The organism is Serratia sp. P2ACOL2, from assembly GCF_003691565.1.
Lineage (GTDB): Bacteria > Pseudomonadota > Gammaproteobacteria > Enterobacterales > Enterobacteriaceae > Serratia > Serratia liquefaciens.
This window is the reverse complement of sequence record NZ_CP033162.1, coordinates 4,719,217-4,734,140: the sequence shown is the minus strand read 5'-3', so window position 1 is coordinate 4,734,140 and position 14,924 is coordinate 4,719,217. Positions and strand designations below refer to the sequence as shown.

Here is a 14,924-nt window from a genome sequence, read left to right as displayed (position 1 = left end):
CCCGAGGTGGGTTTATGCAAAGCATGGTAAAAATTCATTCGCTGGATAATGTCGCGGTGGCACTGCGCGATCTGGCGGCCGATGAAACGTTGATGCTGGACGGCACGGCAATTCGGCTTGCGCAGCCGGTAGCGCGCGGGCATAAGTTTGCGCTACGGCCGATTGCCGCCGGTGAGGCAATCATCAAATATGGCCTGCCGATCGGCCATGCACTGGAGACGATTGCTTCCGGTGTGCATATTCACTCGCAAAATGCCAAAACCAACCTGAGTGACCTGGACAGCTATCAGTATCAGCCGCAATTTTCCGTATTACCGCCGCAGGCTGCGGATCGGGAAGTGCAGCTTTATCGCCGTAGCAGTGGGGAAGTGGGGATCCGCAACGAGCTGTGGATCATACCGACCGTTGGCTGTGTCAACGGCATTGCCCGACAGATCCAGCAGCGTTTCCTCAAGGAAACCCAGGATGCGCAGGGGATCGACGGCGTGCACCTGTTCAGTCATCCGTTTGGCTGCTCCCAACTGGGGCAAGATCATGAGAACACCCGCACTATGCTGCAAAACATGGTGCGCCATCCCAATGCCGGCGCGGTGTTGGTGATTGGCCTGGGGTGCGAGAATAATCAGGTGGATGTTTTCCGCAGTACCCTGGGTGCGGTTGATGATCAGCGGGTGCGCTTTATGGTCTGTCAGCAACAGGACGATGAGGTAGAGGCTGGGTTGGAACAGCTACATGCGCTGTACCAGGTGATGCGCGATGATCGCCGTCAACCGGGCAAGCTGAGTGAATTGAAATTCGGGCTGGAGTGCGGCGGGTCTGACGGGCTGTCCGGCATCACCGCCAATCCGCTGTTGGGGCGTTTTTCCGACTATCTGATTGCCAACGGCGGCACGACGGTACTGACTGAAGTGCCGGAGATGTTTGGCGCCGAACGGATCCTGATGAGCCGCTGCCGCGATCGTGCGACGTTCGACAAGACCGTCAGCATGGTCAACGATTTCAAACAGTATTTTATTGCCCATAACCAGCCGATTTATGAAAACCCTTCGCCGGGCAACAAAGCCGGTGGGATCACCACGCTGGAGGAGAAATCGCTCGGCTGCACGCAGAAAGCCGGGCACAGCCAGGTGGTGGACGTGCTCAAATATGGCGAACGGCTGCGGCAACCCGGTTTAAACCTGCTGAGTGCGCCAGGCAATGACGCGGTAGCGACCAGCGCGCTGGCCGGCGCCGGTTGCCATATGGTGTTGTTCAGCACCGGGCGCGGTACGCCCTATGGCGGTTTCGTACCGACGGTGAAGCTGGCGACCAACAGCGAACTGGCGGCGAAGAAGCCGCACTGGATCGACTTCGATGCCGGCCGGCTGATCCACGGCACCCCGATGGAAAGTCTGCTGGAGCAGTTTGTCGATCTGATCGTGGCGATTGCCAATGGCCAGCCAGCACGCAACGAAACCAATGATTTCCGTGAGTTGGCGATTTTTAAGAGCGGAGTGACATTGTAAGGCGACAGTCGTAAAAAAGGCGCCCGATCACGAGCGCCTTCTGGAACATTTTGGGGATTAACGCACTTTCAGCGGGTCTTCATCCGCTAAACGCTGATCTTCCGCCTGACAGGCAGCTGCGGTGAACAGCACGTCGGTCGAGGAGTTCAGCGCGGTTTCGGCGGAGTCTTGCAGTACGCCGATGATAAAGCCGACTGCCACCACCTGCATTGCCACGTCGTTCGGAATGCCGAACATGTTGCAGGCTAATGGGATCAGCAGCAGTGAACCGCCTGCCACGCCGGAAGCGCCGCAGGCACAGATAGCCGCGACGACGCTGAGCAGCAACGCCGTGGGCACATCAACCGGGATCCCCAGAGTATGCACCGCCGCCAGCGTCAGCACGGTAATGGTGATGGCGGCGCCAGCCATGTTGATGGTGGCACCCAGCGGGATGGAAACCGAATAGGTGTCTTCGTTCAGATTCAGCTTTTTGCACAGCTCCATATTCACCGGGATGTTGGCGGCTGAGCTGCGGGTGAAGAAGGCGGTCACGCCGCTTTCGCGCAGGCAGGCAAACACCAGCGGGTAAGGGTTGCGACGGATTTTCCAGTAAACGATCAGCGGGTTCAGCACCAGCGCCACCAACAGCATACAGCCGATCAGCACCACCAACAGTTGCGCATAGCCCCAAAGCGCACCGAAACCGGTATCCGCCAGCGTCGAGGCCACCAGACCGAAAATACCGAGTGGAGCGCAGCGGATCACCGCGCGTACCACCAGGGTGACCGCATGCGACATATCGTTAATCAGCGATTTGGTGGTTTCAGAGGCGTGGCGCAGCGCCAGCCCCAGACCCACGGCCCAGGCCAGAATGCCGATATAGTTGGCATTAATCAGCGCATGGAACGGGTTGGCGACCACGCTCATCAGCAGGCCTTTCAGCACCTCAATAATGCCGCCCGGCGGGTTGATATCCGCATTGCCGGTTACCAGCGCCAGGTTGGACGGGAACATAAAGCTGACCACCACCGCCACCAGCGCCGCGGCGAAGGTCCCCAGCAGGTAGAGGAACAGGATCGGGCGGATATTGGTTTTTTGCCCGTGCTTGTGGTTGGCGATTGAGGCCATGACCAACACCAGCACCAATACCGGCGCTACCGCTTTTAGTGCCCCGACGAACAGGGCGCCAAGCAGGCCCACCGCAGAAGCTGCTGCCGGTGAGATTAACGCCACGATAATCCCGGCCACCAGGCCGATCATGATTTGTTTAACCAGGCTGCCCTGTACGATCCTGTGTAGTAAGTTTTGCATAATGCTTTTTCCCGATGATGTTGCGTACAGACTTTGTCACCTCGGTGGGAACGCCACCGGACAACTTTATAGGGATCTGTAACCAAGTGTGTTTGCCGAATCAGTATTCAGTAAAGCCTGGATATTGGAAAGGGGAGAGGGTGAAATTCTGAGCGCGGATCAACTCTTTATAACATACTGATTACATTTGTGTGATCGCAATAACATTTGGCGTTTGGGGGGAATTGCCAAACAATCGCGGGGCGGCAAGCCGCCCCGACTAACAGATTATGGTGCTTTATGATTGGCCAGACGGTCGTTACGACGGTTAACCCAGGCGTTGATCACCAACGTTAACGTCAGGATACCGGCCACCACGCCGAGCGAAACGCCGATCGGGATATGGAAGAAGTCGATAATCAACATCTTGACGCCGATAAACATCAGGATAATCGACAGGCCGTATTTCAGCATCGAGAAACGCTCAGCCACGTTAGCCAGCAAGAAGTACATGGCGCGCAGGCCCATGATGGCGAACAGGTTAGAGGTCAGAACGATAAACGGATCCGTGGTCACAGCGAAAATTGCCGGGATGCTATCGACCGCAAAGATCACGTCACTCAGTTCCACCAGGATTAGCACCAGCACCAGCGGCGTAGCGAACAGCAGGCCGTTGCGGCGCACGAAGAAACGTTCACCTTCCAGGTTGTCGGTCATACGCAGGTGGCTGCGCAGCCATTTCACCAGCGGCTTGTCACCAATCGCCGAGTCATCTTCTTTTGCCAGCGCCATCTTGATACCGGTAAACAGCAGAAACGCACCGAACAGGTACAGCAACCACTGGAACTGGGTCACCAGCCAGCTGCCGGCGAAAATCATGATAGTACGCAGCACGATCGCGCCCAGTACGCCAAAGATCAGCACACGGCGCTGCAGGTTAGCCGGAACGGCAAAGTAACTGAACAGCATCAGCCAGACGAAGACGTTATCGACCGCCAGCGCTTTTTCGATCAGATAACCGGTGAGGAAGGCCAACGCCTGGGTGTCGGCGACGGCGCGCCCGGCGGTTTGGTTCAGGTAGTACCAGAAACCCAGGTTGAACAGCAAAGAGAGGCTGACCCACACCAGCGACCAACTGGCGGCCTGCTTGAGCGTCATGGTGTGTGCGCCTTTGCGGCCTTGCAGCAGTAAGTCGATTGCGAGCATCACAACTATGATGGCGGCAAAGCTGCCCCATAACCAAGGTGTGCCAACGGTATTCATCATCAGAGGTATCCTTCAAAAACAAAAACGGCCAACGTCGGAAGACGCTAGCCGCTCTTATGAACGCTGCAAGCAAACCTCGCCTTCCGGCAAGGTCTCACTTACAACGTTGATGAAGGTGCACTGATCGTGCCCGTTACATCATGTTGCCCGGTAACCGGATGCTTACGCATCGTAATGACGATTGACCGGCAATGAAGTTACTCCCCTTTGCACGGCAGAAAGTAATGCAAAATATGTCAGCGGTCAACGTTTATTAAGTTACCCGGCCAGGGCTTTTTGCGCGCCGAGGCTGACGACAAATCCCTGCAGCAGCAGCCGACTGAACGGCGTATCGCTAACCTGCTGTTGCTTAAGCTGATACGCTGCCTGCTGCTCAGGATACAGCTCACCGAGCCAGCTCAGATACTGGTGCATCACCGCGCCGTTAAATTCCGGATGGAACTGGGTCGTCAGCACGCGATCGCCATAACTGAGGATCTGATAGGCATCCTGTTGCGACCGGGCCAGCACGACTGCGCCGGCGGGGGGCGTCAACACGCTCTGCGAGTGGATCAGATTGGCCTTGAAGCGCGGCGGTAACATCGCCATTCGCCGGTCGTTGGCGGCGGCGGGCAGCAATTCGACGTCCAATGTGCCGACTTCCATACCCTGCGGGTGATAACCGACTTCACCGCCAAGCGCATAGGCCAACAGCTGGTGCCCGTAGCAGGCACCGAAGATCGGCAGCTGGATCTGCATCGCCTGGCGCAGCCACTCGGCGGCTTGCTCGCTCCACGGCAGCCGTTCGGTCACCATCGCAGGTGAACCGGTGATCACCACGCCGGCGTAATTTTGCGGCGGCAGCGGCTGCTCGCCTGCGGGAAGGTGCACGATCTGCACGCGATCGGCATCAATGTTCCCCTGTTGCAAGAACATGCCGTCGAAGTTGGCCTTTTCCCGACGGATAACCTCTGGGGCATCGCCGGTTTGCATCAGTAATAAGGGTTTCATGTCACTCTCCGTCGGCAGGGAAGACCACGCCGGTCTGGCGGCGAATTTCGGTCAGCAGGCGGGCGATAATCAGTGAATTCTCCAGCCCCGGGTGTTCCACCTGTCGTTTTTCCACCAGATCGGCGAACACCTGTGCCTCATACAGCATGGTATTGATGTGCTGAGGGCGGGTCAGATCCTGACGATGGCCGCCGCGTGGGGTCAGCACCACGCCCTGACACTCAGAAATTTTCTCAATCACCAGCGTTCCTTCTTCGCCCTGTATCTCACTGGGAATGTCCGAGTTGCTGACTTTGGAGTGGGAGAGGGTGACGTCGAAATCGCCGTAGTTGAGGCAAGCGGTACCGTGGGCATCCACACCGGTATCCAGCAGCGCCGCCCTGGCAATCACCGATTTCGGTTCGCCGAACAGGGCTACGGCGCTGGCCAGGCAGTAATAGCCAATGTCCATGATTGAGCCGTTGGAAAACTGCGGATTGAAGGTGTTCGGATTCTCGCCGGCCAGATAGCGCGGGTAGCGTGACGAGTATTGGCAGTAGTTGAGGAAGGCTTTGCGCAACCTGCCGATTTGCGGCAACGCCTGTTGCAGGGCCAGGAAATTCGGCAGATGAGCGCTTTTGAAAGCTTCGAACAGCACCACCTGATTTTCACGCGCGCAGGCCACCAGCTTTTCGGCTTCACGCAGGTTGGACGCCAGCGGCTTTTCGCAAATCACATGCTTTTTATGGCTGAGGAACAGCAGCGATTGTTGGCAGTGAAGGGCGTTGGGGCTGGCGATGTAAACCGCATCGATGGCATCAGATTGGGCCAATGCTTCAAGGGAATCGAAAAACAGGCTGACGTGGTAGTTGGCGCCAAATTCCTGCGCTTTTTCCAGCTTGCGCGAATAGACGGCGGTCAATTTCAGCTTGCCGCTTTCGTGCGCGGCGTCGATAAAGCGTTCCGTAATCCAGTTTGTGCCCACAACGGCAAAGCGAATCATAGATATCTCCGGTTCCCAGGCGCTGTACCCTATGCGCTTCACGCGTCGTACAGGGTAGAAAGAATCAGATTATCACGGCATTTACAGAAGGCGAATCTCGCTATGCATACAGATCGCCAAACACGGAGAGGTGGGTCAGATACAGCCGGGTGTCGAACTCCAACTGATGGTAATTGGGTTCCATATGGCAGCACAGGCTGTAGAAGGCCTTGTTGTGGTCTTTCTCTTTCAGATGCGCCAACTCATGTACCACGATCATGCGCAAAAACGGCTCAGGCGCCAGCTTGAAGACCGTCGCCACGCGGATTTCCGCCTTGGCCTTCAGTTTGCCACCCTGCACGCGGGAAATGGCGGTGTGCATGCCCAGCGCGTGTTTCATCACCTGAATTTTACCGTCGTAAGCCACCTTGCTCAGCGGTTGAGCGTTGCGCAAATACTGGTTTTTCAGATCGACGGTAAACTGATAAAGCGACTTGTCGGTAGTGCAGTCATGCACTTGCGGATAGCGCTGCAACAGCACATCCCCCAGGCGTCGTTGGTCGATCAACTGCTGCACCTGGCTTTGCAGATGTTCAGGGTAGCCCTGCAGGTAGGTCAGTTCGGACATCATCTTCCCGTTTTGGCCTCAATTGAGCGGGTCATTGTATGATGTTTTTTCGTGCAAAGCCCGCAAAGGGCAATTTATCCGAAAAAACATTTTACTGCCGGACGTTTTTAGGGGATAAACAGCCCAAATTTTATCAGTCAGGAGGGGCAATGAGCCAACTCGATCTGGGAACACAGCAACTTGAGCTGGAACGTTATCCCCAACAGGAAGAATCCACCCAACTGCAGGCGTGGGAAGCGGCGGACGAATATCTGCTGCAACAGCTTGAAAATATAAACATTGGCGATCGCCCGGTGCTGATTTTCAACGACAACTTCGGCACGCTGGCCTGCGCACTGCACGCTCATCAGCCTTACAGCATCAGCGATTCCTACATGAGTCAGTTGGCAACGCGCCATAACCTGAAGCTCAATGAACTGGATCCGGAGCAGGTGACGCTGCTGGACAGCCTGGCCGAACTGCCTGCTTCACCGGCAGTGGTGCTGATCCGCATTCCTAAAGCGCTGGCACTGCTGGAACAGCAACTGCGCTCGTTGCGCAACGTGGTGGCACCGGATACGGTCATTATCGCCGGAGCCAAGGCGCGTGACGTTCACACCTCGACCATGCAGCTGTTTGAAAAGGTGCTTGGCCCAACGCGCACCAGCCTGGCATGGAAGAAAGCGCGTCTGATCCACTGCGAAGTGACGGATATTGTGCCGCCGGTGGCCCCGGAAACCACCAACTGGACGCTGGACGGCATGGATTGGCTTATCCACAACCATGCCAACGTGTTCTCGCGCAGCAATCTGGACATCGGCGCGCGCCTGTTCCTGGAACATCTGCCGAAGGATCTGGAAGGGCATATTGTCGATCTCGGCTGCGGTAATGGCGTGATTGGCCTGACGGCACTGGCGCAGAATCCGCAGGCTCAGGTGACTTTTGTCGATGAGTCTTATATGGCGGTGGCATCCAGCGAGTTGAACGTAGAGCACAACCTGCCGCAGGATCTGGATCGTTGTCAGTTTGAGGTGAACAACTCACTGGCGGGGATTGAGCGTGAAAGCGTGCAGGCGGTACTGTGCAATCCACCGTTCCACCAACAGCATGCGATCACCGATCACACCGCTTGGCAGATGTTCTGCGACGCCAAGCGTTGCCTGCAGGTCGGTGGTGAGTTGCGCATCGTCGGCAACCGTCATCTGGATTACCACCATAAGCTGAAGCGCCTGTTTGGCAACTGCACCGTTGTGGCATCCAACAAGAAATTTGTGATCCTCAGAGCGGTGAAATCCGGCGCACGTTACTGATTGACCGAGGGGCGCGGTGAATGCGCCCCTCCATGATTAGCGAATTAAAGTGCCATTGCCAGCCGCGTACCCTGATCGATAGCGCGGCGGGCATCCAGCTCGGCGGCGACGTCCGCACCCCCAATCAAATGCACGGTTTTTCCCATCTCCAGCAGCGGTTGCTGCAGTTCGCGTCTGGGTTCTTGTCCGGCGCAGATAATCACCGTATCCACCGGTAGGCAGCTTTCCTGTTCGGCGCGTGAAATATGCAGGCCTTCATCATCAATGCGTTGGTAGTTCACGCTGTTGAGCATTTTTACACCGCGCATCGCCAGGCTGGTGCGGTGGATCCAACCGGTGGTTTTCCCCAGGCCTTCGCCCACTTTGCTGGTTTTGCGTTGCAGCAGGTAGATCTGCCGAGCAGGGCGGGCAACCACTGGCCCCTGCACCGCCAGCCCGCCGCGTTGGCTAAGCTGGTCATCGATACCCCATTCACGGTTAAATTCCGCCGGATCCAGACTGCTCGACACCCCGTGTTGGCTGAGGTATTCGGCGGTATCGAAGCCGATGCCGCCGGCACCGATAATCGCCACGCGCTGGCCGACCGGCTTTTTATCGCGTAGCACATCCAGATAGGTCAACACTTTGGCGTTGTCGATACCGGGGATCGCCGGGGTACGCGGCACAATACCGCAGGCAAGGATCACTTCGTCGAACTCCGCCAGATCGGCCGCCGTCACCCAGGTGCCGAGCTTCACATCGACCTCTTGCAGCGTCAATTGGCGACGGAAATAACGCAGCGTTTCATGAAACTCCTCTTTACCGGGGATCTGCTTGGCGATATTGAACTGGCCGCCAATCTGATCGGCGGCATCGAACAGCGTCACCCGGTGGCCGCGGCTGGCTGCGGTGGTGGCAAAGGCCAATCCGGCCGGCCCGGCTCCGATCACCGCCAGCTTTTTCGGCTTCTCCGTTGCCACCAGCGGCATCTCGGTTTCGCGACAGGCTCGAGGGTTCACCAGGCAGGAGGTGAGTTTGCCTTCAAAAATCTGGTCGAGGCAAGCCTGGTTACAACCAATGCAGGTATTGATTTCATCGGCACGCCCTTCGGCGGCTTTCTGCACAAAAGCGGCGTCGGCCAGGAACGGGCGCGCCATTGATACCATGTCGGCGCAGCCGTCGGCCAAGACCTGCTCGGCTACCGCCGGGTCGTTGATGCGGTTGGTCGTGATCAGCGGAATGCGCACCTTACCCATCAGCTTGCGGGTCACCCAACTGAATCCGGCGCGTGGCACCATGGTGGCGATGGTGGGGATACGCGCCTCATGCCAGCCAATGCCGGTGTTGATAATAGTGGCCCCGGCTTGCTCAACGGCCAGCGCCAACTGTTCGATTTCCTGCCAACTGGAGCCATCCTCAACCAGATCGAGCATCGAAAGGCGGTAAATCAGGATAAATTCGTGGCCGACCGCCTGGCGTACCGCCCGGACGATCTCCACGGCAAAACGCATGCGGTTGCTGAAGCTGCCGCCCCATTGATCATCACGCTGGTTGGTGCGTGCGACCAGGAACTGGTTGATCAGATAGCCTTCGGAACCCATCACTTCGACGCCGTCATAACCTGCCTGTTGAGCTAAAGCCGCGCACTGCGCGAAGTCTGCGATAGTTTGCAGAATGTCCGCTTCGCTCAGTGCGGTAGGGGTAAAGGGATTGATCGGCGCCTGTAGCGCGGAGGGGGCTACCGGCTGCGGCTGGTAGCTGTAGCGACCGGCATGCAGGATCTGCAGCGCAATTTTACCGCCGGCCTTGTGGACGGCGTCGGTGACGATGCGGTGATGGTCGACCTGCTCCGGGTGGCTCAGGGTTGAGCCGCCGCGATAGACCACACCTTTTTCATTGGGGGCGATGCCGCCGGTGACGATCAACGCCACGCCGGCTGCGGCGCGCTCGGCATAGAAAGCGGCCATGCGCTCGGGGCCATTCGGCAGTTCTTCCAGGCCGGTGTGCATCGATCCCATCAGCACCCGATTTTTCAGGGTGGTGAAGCCGAGATCCAGCGGCGCCAGCAGGTGTGGGTAATTGCTCATTGCAGTCTCCATCATTCATCCCCTTCATCTTTCAAGCTGCAGCGTTGTTGGCTGCATTCGCTCACCCCAGTCACTTACCTGAGTAAGCTCCTGGGGACTCGCGAACTTGCTGCCTCGCTGCCGCGTGAAAGCTATTGGGTATGATCTGTAGTTATTATTATGTGCGACCTCAAGTGGTCGGATGAGATAAATCTAGCCGTTGTCTCTGTCGTTGGGAATCTGCGTTGCGCTGAATGTGATAGAAGTCATGAATCTGTGCCTCTGTTTGCATGGTGAACAACAAATGGGTTAGCATTTGTTCGTCATAAATTCTCTCTCTACGGAGCCATCACCGAAAATGAACACACACGCCTGCTGATATCTTGTCCCACGTTGCGCACACCGGTGCCTTGTGGGGATGTTTTGATTTCATTCAGGAGTGCTTATGGCTCATTTTGCGCAATCCCCTCATTTTGTTTTACATCACCTGATCTGCCAGTTCGCTGACGGCGAAACGCTGTTCGGTCCCTTGGATTTGACTTTCGATCAGCAACGCTGTGGCCTGGTTGGGCGCAATGGCGTCGGCAAAACGCGCTTGCTGCGTTTGATCGCCGGACTGGATCATCCCGGTGGCGGCCATGTTGAATCCCATGCATCGCTGGCTTACGTCGCGCAACAGCCGGAGCTCTCCCCACAGACTACGCTGGCCCAACTGCTGGGCTACGGTGAGATATTTGCCGCATTGGCCCGCCTTGAGCAGGGGCAACCGCTGGCGGACGATCTCGATCTTTTGGAAGGTCAGTGGGATCTGCGCGATCGTCTGCAGGCTGCCTTTGTCGCCGCCGGGTTACCGGCGTTCGATGCGCAACGCCCCGTGAGCGATTTGAGCGGCGGTGAACGAATGCGGGCCGCGCTGTGTGGGGCGATACTGAGCAACGCGGATTTTTTGTTGCTCGACGAACCGACCAACCACCTCGACGGCCGGGGCCGCGACTGGCTGTATCAACAGGTGGAACAGTGGCGTGGGGGCTTACTGGTGGCCAGCCACGATCGGCAGCTGTTGGCGCGTATGCAGCGCATTGTCGAACTGACGCCGGGCGCACTGCACAGCTACGGCGGCAACTACGGCGACTATCGCCGCCAGCGTGATTTGGAGCAGCAGGCCTCACGAGCCGGGCTGGAACACGCGCGCCAGGAACGTCGGCGCACCCGGGCCCGGCAGCAGAAAGAACACGACATCAGCCAACGGCGCTCTGCGCAAACGCTGAAAACCGTCGATACGCTCAATATCGCGTCTTTTGAGCGTGTGGCCTACAAAGCGGCGGCCAAAGAAAGCCTCGGCACGCTGCGCAAGCAGCATCAGGACCAGAAGGATGCCCTCGATGCCGCCGTGCGCGATGCCTATCAGCGGGTGGAAGACGATTGCCCGGTGATGCTCACCCTGCCGGGCAGCGCCGTGGTAGCGGGCAAACAGGTGCTGGTACTCGAACAGTTGGAACTGCCTTTTATCACCATGCCGCCGCTGAATTTTCGCATTGATGGCCCGATGCGCGTGGCGCTGACCGGCCCGAACGGCTGCGGAAAATCCACGTTGCTGAAGGTGATCCTGGGGCAGTTGGCGGCCAAAGCGGGGAGTTGTCACTGCCCACTGTCGACGGCTTATCTCGATCAAACCCTTTCACAGCTCGATCTTTCGCTGTCTGTGGTTGAACATCTGGGGCTGCAGGACTCACCGCTCAATGAGGGTACGGTACGCAGTCAATTGGCGCAGTTGCAGCTAAACGCCGAACGCGTGCTGCTGCCGATGGCGGTGCTGAGCGGCGGCGAACGACTGAAGGCGGCGCTGGCCTGCATGCTGTGGCGTCGAGAGCCGGCGCAGTTGTTGTTGCTGGATGAGCCGACTAACCATTTGGATCTGGCGTCGTCACTGGCAATCGAGGCTTCGCTGGCCAGCTTCCCCGGCGCGATGCTGGTGGTTTCTCATGATGAAAACTTCCTGCAGGCGCTGAAATTGACCCATCGTTTGCAGTGGCAGGCGGGGGAATGGCACCTACAGAGCTTATGAGGCTCATTAGTGCCTTAGGGCCGCCTTCTGTTTTCAGGGGGATGCACTCCAACAGCAGGGTAAAAGCGGCGGCCATCTGCTCTTCCGGTACGCAGGCAAAGCCCATCAGCAGGCCGCGGCGATGGTTGGGCAACATGTAGTAACGCGACAGCGGCCGTACCAGTACGCCACGCGTATTGGCTGCGGCGGCAATCACCACATCGTCCGCCTGGTCCGGCAGGTTGAGGATCAGGTGCAGCCCGGCATTGTTATTGAATTCACTCAGGGCCTGCTTACCCAGATGCTGCTCGATAAGACCGGTTAGGAAGGCACGCCGCCGGGCATACAGCAGGCGCATGCGGCGGATATGTGCGCTGTAGTGGCCTTCCTGAATAAACTGCGCCAGCGCGGTCTGGATCAGCAAATGGCCGCCGCGATACAGCTCTGCATGTGCGGTTTTCAGCGCCGCCATCAGCGGTTTCGGCAACACCACATAACCCAGTCGCAGCGCCGGATACAGCGTTTTGCTGAAGGTGCCGATATAGATCACCGGCGCGTCGGCTTCCAAGCCCTGCAACGCCGGGATCGGCTGACCGGAAAAGCGAAACTCGCTGTCGTAATCATCTTCAACAATCCAACTGCCGGCGTTGCGCGCCAAGGCCAATAGCCGTTGCCGACGCGCCAGGCTCATCACCGATCCCAATGGGTACTGGTGCGACGGCGTGACGAAAATCAGCCGCGGCGCCTCGGTAGGCTGTTCCGGTGGCACCATACCGGCTTCATCCACCGCCAACGGGCAGATATTCACGTCGTTCATCCGCAGGATATTGCGGATCCCCCAATAGCCCGGTTCTTCAATCCATGCGTCATCGCCCGGATTACACAGCAGGCGCGTCACCAGATCTATCGCCTGATGGATGCCTTCGGTAATCAGAATTTGCTCTGGCGAACAGCGTACCGAGCGCGCTACGCGCAGATAGTCCACCAGCGCATGCTGCAGCTCCGGACTGCCGCCCTGGTTGCTGTAGGTCAACTTCTGCGGGGCCGGACGACGGCTGATACGCGCCTGGATCTTGCTGAATAACTGGTGTGGGAAAGCATTGACGTCAGGCACGCCGGGGATAAAGGCGCCCCACTGTTTGGGGCTGGCGCTGGCGTGGTGCAGCAGGGTGGCACCGCGCGCTGACAGTTCAATCCGTCGCTGTTCCCCGTCACTGCCTGCTGGCGTGCTGACGGTGGATAAACAGCTATCCGGGACGGTTTCGGCGACGAATGTACCGCTTCCGGCGCGCGCCAAGACATATCCTTCCGCCAAGAGTTGTTCATAAACGGTTAATACAGTGTTACGAGAAAGGCTGAGCTCCTGGGCTAAATCCCGTGAGGCGGGCAGGCGGCTGGAGGGCGGCAGGCTACCGTCCAAAATGCTGGTGCGGATCGCATTATAAAGCCGCTTATGCAGCTTATCATCCGGCTGTTCGCCAAGACGTTGCAACAGCAGGTCACCACTCAGTGAGCGCAATTGGATCCCTCAATTAATCGTAACTGGCTCTCGATTATAGGGCCACATCCTGTGTAAATAAACGTCATTGTTTCACGAATGTGAACAAACCGTTTAGCTGGCACCGACTACCGACCTGGAGAGAACAACATGAAAAACGCAGAATTGAATCAACGTCGTCAGGATGCCACCCCACGTGGGGTCGGCGTGATGTGCGGCTTTTACGCCGAACGCGCCGAGAACGCCACGCTGTGGGATGTCGAAGGGAATGAAGTTATCGATTTTGCCTCCGGTATCGCCGTGTTGAATACCGGACACCGTCACCCGAAGGTGATCGCTGCCATTGAGAAGCAACTGAAGGCCTTCACCCATACCGCTTACCAGATTGTCCCTTACGAAAGCTACGTTTCGCTGGCCGAGCGCATCAACCAGTGTGCGCCGATCGAAGGGCCATGTAAAACCGCGTTCTTCACCACGGGGGCGGAAGCGGTAGAGAACGCCGTCAAAATTGCCCGCGCCCACACTGGCCGTCCGGGTCTGATCACCTTCGGCGGCGGCTTCCACGGCCGCACCTACATGACCATGGCGCTGACCGGCAAAGTGGCGCCTTACAAACTGGGCTTTGGGCCATTCCCGGGATCGGTGTTCCACGGCCAGTATCCGAATGCGCTGTATGGCGTGACCACCGAAGATGCGATGAACAGCCTGGAGCGTATCTTTAAAGCGGATATCGATCCCAAGCAGGTTGCGGCCATCGTGCTGGAGCCGGTGCAAGGTGAAGGTGGTTTCAACGTCGCACCGGCCGAGTTTATGCAGGCGTTGCGCACCTTGTGCGACGAACACGGCATTTTGCTGATTGCCGACGAAGTGCAAACCGGTTTTGCCCGTACCGGCAAGCTGTTTGCCATGGATCATTACAACGTCAAACCCGATCTGATCACCATGGCGAAAAGCCTGGCGGGCGGCATGCCGTTGTCGGCCGTAGCTGGTCGTGCAGAGGTGATGGATGCCCCGGCACCGGGCGGGCTGGGTGGCACCTATGCCGGTAACCCGCTGGCGGTGGCGGCAGCGCTGGCGGTGCTGGATGTGATTGAAGAAGAGCAGCTATGCCAACGTTCTCAACGCCTGGGCCAGCATCTGGTGGAGGTGCTGCAGCAGGCCCGTCAGACCAGCCCGGCGATTGCGGATATTCGTGCGCAGGGTTCGATGGTGGCGGTGGAGTTCAACGATCCCAAAACCGGCAAACCCTCGGCCGAGATCACCCGCCAGGTGCAGCAGAAAGCGCTGGAAGAAGGCCTGCTGCTGCTGAGCTGTGGTGTTAACGGCAATGTGATCCGCTTCCTGTACCCACTGACCATTCCTGAAGACCAGTTCACCAAGGCGCTGGGCATTCTTTCCCGCGCGCTGGCTCAATAAGGAGTGACCG

10 protein-coding genes and 1 pseudogene are annotated in these 14,924 nt (G+C 58.0%); 4 read left to right on the top strand and 7 right to left on the bottom strand.

Annotation, left to right across the window (positions count from 1 at the left end):
• Nucleotides 1–14 precede the first annotated feature (14 nt).
• Nucleotides 15–1,505, top strand: coding sequence for a UxaA family hydrolase (locus EBA31_RS22730; RefSeq protein WP_122080280.1), 1,491 nt, complete (start codon nt 15–17; stop codon nt 1,503–1,505).
• Nucleotides 1,506–1,562: 57 nt separating this feature from the next.
• On the opposite strand, the gene sstT is transcribed toward EBA31_RS22730, so the two are convergent.
• From sstT to EBA31_RS22705, 5 genes are all read right to left on the bottom strand, one after another.
• Nucleotides 1,563–2,798, bottom strand: coding sequence for a serine/threonine transporter SstT (sstT, locus tag EBA31_RS22725; protein ID WP_020831792.1), 1,236 nt, complete (start codon nt 2,796–2,798; stop codon nt 1,563–1,565).
• 267 nt (nt 2,799–3,065) lie between these two features.
• Complete coding sequence (locus tag EBA31_RS22720; RefSeq protein ID WP_020831791.1) at nt 3,066–4,043, bottom strand: TerC family protein; 978 nt, start codon at nt 4,041–4,043, stop codon at nt 3,066–3,068.
• Nucleotides 4,044–4,301: 258 nt separating this feature from the next.
• A complete protein-coding gene (locus EBA31_RS22715; RefSeq protein ID WP_122080279.1) occupies nt 4,302–5,033 on the bottom strand; it encodes a glutamine amidotransferase in 732 nt (243 codons plus the stop codon).
• Nucleotide 5,034: 1 nt separating this feature from the next.
• Nucleotides 5,035–6,015, bottom strand: a complete 981-nt coding sequence (locus tag EBA31_RS22710) for a Gfo/Idh/MocA family protein (RefSeq protein WP_122080278.1) — start codon at nt 6,013–6,015, stop codon at nt 5,035–5,037.
• Between the two features lie 100 nt (nt 6,016–6,115).
• Nucleotides 6,116–6,622 (bottom strand): M48 family metallopeptidase, encoded by a 507-nt coding sequence (locus tag EBA31_RS22705; RefSeq protein WP_122080277.1) that lies wholly within the window; start codon nt 6,620–6,622, stop codon nt 6,116–6,118.
• 149 nt (nt 6,623–6,771) lie between these two features.
• Between EBA31_RS22705 and rlmG the strand changes: the two genes are divergently transcribed.
• The gene (gene rlmG / locus EBA31_RS22700; protein ID WP_122080276.1) at nt 6,772–7,911 is read left to right on the top strand and encodes a 23S rRNA (guanine(1835)-N(2))-methyltransferase RlmG; all 1,140 of its coding nucleotides are present in this window, start codon (nt 6,772–6,774) and stop codon (nt 7,909–7,911) included.
• 44 nt (nt 7,912–7,955) lie between these two features.
• Here the strand turns inward: rlmG and EBA31_RS22695 are convergent, their stop codons facing one another.
• Nucleotides 7,956–9,977 (bottom strand): FAD-dependent oxidoreductase, encoded by a 2,022-nt coding sequence (locus EBA31_RS22695; RefSeq protein WP_122080275.1) that lies wholly within the window; start codon nt 9,975–9,977, stop codon nt 7,956–7,958.
• A gap of 424 nt (nt 9,978–10,401) precedes the next feature.
• Between EBA31_RS22695 and EBA31_RS22690 the strand changes: the two genes are divergently transcribed.
• A complete protein-coding gene (locus EBA31_RS22690; protein WP_122080274.1) occupies nt 10,402–12,021 on the top strand; it encodes an ABC-F family ATP-binding cassette domain-containing protein in 1,620 nt (539 codons plus the stop codon).
• Nucleotides 12,022–12,061: 40 nt separating this feature from the next.
• On the opposite strand, the pseudogene EBA31_RS22685 reads toward EBA31_RS22690, so the two are convergent.
• A pseudogene (locus EBA31_RS22685) lies at nt 12,062–13,519 on the bottom strand (PLP-dependent aminotransferase family protein); the annotation flags it as partial.
• 129 nt (nt 13,520–13,648) lie between these two features.
• Between EBA31_RS22685 and EBA31_RS22680 the strand changes: the two are divergent.
• Nucleotides 13,649–14,914 carry a 4-aminobutyrate--2-oxoglutarate transaminase gene (locus EBA31_RS22680; protein WP_122080273.1) on the top strand — a complete coding sequence of 422 codons (1,266 nt, stop codon included), beginning with the start codon at nt 13,649–13,651 and terminating at the stop codon, nt 14,912–14,914.
• Nucleotides 14,915–14,924: the final 10 nt, after the last annotated feature.